General features: G+C 25.1%; 3 protein-coding genes. 1 reads left to right on the forward strand and 2 read right to left on the reverse strand.

Going from position 1 to position 3823, the window contains the following annotated elements; genetic code table 11:
- The first annotated feature begins 68 nt into the window (after nucleotides 1–68).
- On the forward strand, nucleotides 69–1307 hold the full coding sequence (locus QK892_RS18250; RefSeq protein WP_317274973.1) for an O-antigen ligase family protein: 1239 nt from the start codon (nucleotides 69–71) through the stop codon (nucleotides 1305–1307).
- Between the two features lie 15 nt (nucleotides 1308–1322).
- Here QK892_RS18250 and QK892_RS18255 read toward each other — a convergent pair whose 3' ends face one another.
- A complete protein-coding gene (locus QK892_RS18255) occupies nucleotides 1323–2300 on the reverse strand; it encodes a glycosyltransferase (protein ID WP_317274974.1) in 978 nt (325 codons plus the stop codon).
- Between the two features lie 17 nt (nucleotides 2301–2317).
- Nucleotides 2318–3691, reverse strand: coding sequence for an O-antigen ligase family protein (locus tag QK892_RS18260; RefSeq protein WP_317274975.1), 1374 nt, complete (start codon nucleotides 3689–3691; stop codon nucleotides 2318–2320).
- Nucleotides 3692–3823: the final 132 nt, after the last annotated feature.

Consider the following 3823-nt stretch of genomic DNA (forward strand, 5'->3'; position numbering starts at 1 on the left):
GGCAATAGTTGACATATAATTAGTGAAATTCTATAATTAATAATCATATTGGTTAAGGAGTTTTTAAAATGAAATTTTATAAGGATTTAAATTATATACTATTACTAATTTTTGTTATTTTATACCCTATTCTTCCTACCTATGGTAAATATTCTAGCGACATAATTATATATTCCTTAATATTGGTAAACACTTTATGTTTTTTATTAATTAAAGAATATAGATTAAAAGTTATAAATATTATTAAATCCATATATAAAGATAAGTTATTTATTTCTTTAATTCTTTTAAACTTATCAATGTATGCATCAACTTTCGTAGCTATAAATAAGAGAGTAGCCTTTACAAACAGTATTCGTTTCTCATTATATCTATTTATCTTTTATTTAATTTCATATACTGTTGAAAACAAAAAGAATATTACAGTAATAACAAATTCTTTTATAATTACAGCTATTTTCAGTAGTATTATAAGTATATACCAGATTATCAAATTAATATCCATAGGAGAAAGTTTAACTAATACCAATAATAGAATATCTTCATTTTTAGAAAACTCCAACAATTTAGGGGCATATTCCTTACTTGCTTTATTTATAGTATTAATGTTAATTATTAATTCAAAGAAAAAAACACATAAACTTATATATACTTTTTCTTCAATACTGTTGTTAATAAATATTGTATTTTCACAATCTAGAAATTCTCTAATTGGATTAATAATAGGTATTGTAATAATTGCTGTATTATATGACAAGCGTTTTATTATAGCCTCTTTTGTTTTCCCAATCTTACTACTTGTTATTCCTCAAAGCAGAGTAAGAATACTTCAAATTTTTGATTTCACCCAAAATTCATCAAGATTTAAAATATGGGAAACAACAAGATTAATGATACATGATAATCCTTTATTAGGCATAGGTTATGAAAATTTTCAGTATCAATATCCTATTTATGTTAACAGAGATCCAAGCTCTTTACTAGTTTCTGAAAATTACATAGCACTTCATCCTCATAATGTTTTCTTAAAATTTCAGGTTGAACTAGGTATATTGGGTAGTATCTTTTTCTTATTATTTTTGCTATTTACAATCTATACAACGATAAAATTAATAAGAAGATGCAATAATAAGTATATATCAAATTTATCCATTGGAATTATTGCTGGATTCATATCAATTAATTTTATGAATCTAATAGATAATTTTTATAGTGCTCCTAAGGTATTAATTACAATGCTTGTTATCTTAGGTATTGAAAATTACTATATTAATACAATACTTAAAAATAATAAGAAACAAGGATAAAATCCCTGTTTCTTATTATTTTTTTAAGTATTTTTTTGATTTATTTCTTACTCTTAATAATCTTGATGTATTTTCTATACCAATTAATTTAATTGAGTTTAAAATCAACTTAGATTTTGTAGTATCTACTTCATCTAATAAATAAATCTTATCTTTTATTGCTTTAACAATTTTATTTCGTTCACTTCCATTATATAAAACAACTTCATTTATAGCTGCTGTAAAATTGTGCTCCATTCTATACTGAAGAAAGCTTTTCTTTATACCGTCTATTTTTTCATCCTTTATTCTATCATACATCCTTGTAGCTACAAATAACTTATCATATATTTTTTTAGGATTTGGAGTAGTAATTATAGACTGCGGGTTACCTACTCTATAATAATAAACTGTTCCTGTCATAACACAAAATGTCTTAGCACTACATAATACCCTTGGAGTCCAATCTTCGTCCTCATGATATATTCCTTCGGTAAAAAATAAATTGTTCTCTAATATAAAACTCCTTTTACATACTGATCTAACAGCCGCATAACTACAACTACCAATATTATAAAAATACTCATACGCCTTTAATCCTTTTTCAGGTTGAGGCAACTCATCTTCAATTATCTGTCCATTAGGCAAAACATCACAATAACTTCCTAGTATTAAATCTGTATTGTTATAAGTATACTTGATTATTTTTTCTATACTACCATCTTTAACATAGTCATCACTATCAATAAACCAAATATACTCACCCTGTGCTTTTCTAATTCCAGCATTTCTTGCTGAAGATAATCCCCCGTTTTCCTTGTGAATTACGCTTATATAATCATATTTTGCAGCATATTCATCACAAGTTTTAGAACTACTATCCTTTGATCCATCATCTACTAAAATTACTTCTATTCCATTGCAATAGTTCTCTATAACGCTATTGATACATCCATCAATATACTTTTCAACATTATAGACTGGAACAACAATTGATAAAACTATATTATCCATAACTCCTCCTAATTTATTTACTTACAAGTAAATATCTCCTTTTTATTTAAATAAATAATATACCCCATAAATATCCATAAAATAGTTGCAGTAAATGAATTTTGATAGAATACTTCAGTAAGAAAAACAGTTGTTAATAACATTGAACCTATCATTGCAGATATAATTCCATAAATAAAATACTCACTATTAGCCCTTTTCTTAGTAAATATTTTATTTATAATTGATACTACTATTTCTATAATAAGTACCATCATAATCACTAATCCAACTATTCCCCCTGCTAATAGCATATGTAAATATCCATTATGTACATATTGGTCTGTAATTGATGCTCCTGGAATCTTTTCTTGGGCTACCAACATTATATTTCTATCTCCTACTCCAAAAATAGGTATTTGTTTGCTCAATCTTAATGCATCAGTCCATAACTCTATTCTACCATTTGATGTTTCAACATCAGGTCTTTCTACTGTAATATTATCAATTTCATGATCTTTAGAAGAATCTATTGTATTATGTACAGTCTTAGGAATAAACGATACATATTTTCTATTAAGTTTGAATGTAGACATTAATGCAATTGTTAGTATCAATCCCAAAATAATGCTTAAAGAAACTCTTAAAGTTTTATTATTTATTTTTAATTCAATTCTTTTTTCTATAAATAAGTATAACACACAAGTTAGGAAGAAAATAAATCCTATTTCTCCCCCTCTAGATCCTGATAATACAATTAATTCATACTGTACTATTATATTAATTATTAAAATTATTTTATTTAATGATCTTTTTGCTACCAATAAAACTGCTGATAACGCCATTGATATAATAGCTACATTACATGATTGATTAGGATCTACATAAATCCCCCATAATCTTGCAGCATAATATCCTTGTGGTATTCTTGAACCATCAACTCTGTTTACCCAAAAATTAATATTAAATAAAAATAATAAAATTGAAATTCCAGATATAATTAATGTTCCTACAACCACCGCTCTACACACTCTATAGATATCACTCAAAATTTCTTCCTTACTTTTATTAAAATCATTAATAAATAAGGCAATCATCATTATTATACACCAGATTAACGTCTTAGTATTTCCTACTAGATTCATTTTAATATTTACTATAATAGTTATTACATATGATAATAAAAACGCAAATATAAGAATATAGTATCTCTTAGGAAAACCCTTGCCCTCAAATAACAATTTCTTTATAACTAATAATCCACCCCATAAAATTATTATTGGGGATGCATATGATGTTATATATTGTCCTAAACTAAGTGAATGAACTAGTGTCCATAAAACAAAAGTTATTTTGAAGTATACACTATCATCTAATAATTTTATCTTAAACATTTTTTCAATTAATTCCATCTTTATATCCCTCTATCTATAAATCAATTTTCTCATATTAGTTTTTATAAAATAAATTACTTTACTTAACATAATAACGAATAATGGAGACTTTAAGGAAAGCTTTAATACTTTTAATAAAAAACTTATACT

This window comes from Clostridium lamae (assembly GCF_033043255.1).
Lineage (GTDB): Bacteria > Bacillota > Clostridia > Clostridiales > Clostridiaceae > Clostridium > Clostridium lamae.